This is a genomic window from Alistipes sp. An116 (genome assembly GCF_002161005.1).
In the GTDB taxonomy this organism is placed as follows: Bacteria; Bacteroidota; Bacteroidia; order Bacteroidales; family Rikenellaceae; genus Alistipes; species Alistipes megaguti.
The window spans coordinates 1-746 of the sequence record NZ_NFLR01000051.1; the positions used below are offsets into that span (position 1 = coordinate 1).

A 746-nucleotide genomic window follows, 5' to 3' on the forward strand; every position below is an offset into this window, starting at 1 on the left:
AGAAGATGCTCATCACGCTCACGGGGAAGGTGCAGGCCGTGGATGACAGCGCCTACCGGCTACCGTCCTCGGATACGCTGACCTATCTGGTCTCGTCGATGCTCTCCTTTGTCGATACGCTGCCGCGCTACCGCATCCGCGTCATAGACAAGTATGTCACGGTGGAGGATTGCAACTACATCCGCTTCTTTGTGGGCGACACCCGGGTGGTGGATACGCTGGGCGACAATGGCCGCGAGCTGGAGAAGATCTCCGGTTTGATGCGCCGGATCATCGAACAGGAGGAGTTCTACGTCGATACGATCACCCTCACGGCCTCCTCCTCTCCGGAGGGTCGCTACGCCTTCAACGAGCGCCTCTCGCGGGGGCGTGCCGAGGCGCTGAAACGCTACCTGGTGCGTCACTACGGTCGGGGTATCGACACGCTGCTGACCGTGCGGTGGGTCGCCGAGGCGTGGCCCGAGCTGATGAACCGCATCCGCACGGATCCAGCGCTGACAAACCGCGAGGCGATGCTGGAGCTCCTCTCCGCGGAGCGGGATCCGGACCGGCGCGAGCGGCTGCTGCGCGAGCGCTTCCCCCGGGAGTACGCCTACCTGAAGGAGGTGATCTACCCGCAGCTCCGCACCGTGGATTTCCGCTACAACCTCCGCCGCAAGGGGATGGTTAAGGATACGATCCACACCACGGAGCTCGACACGACCTATGCCCGGAGTGTGGAGCTGCTGCAGAGGCGTCAGTACGCC

At 63.7% G+C, this 746-nt stretch carries 1 pseudogene; it reads left to right on the forward strand.

Going from position 1 to position 746, the window contains the following annotated elements:
• Positions 1-746 (forward strand): annotated as a pseudogene (locus B5E60_RS13585) (hypothetical protein); the annotation flags it as partial.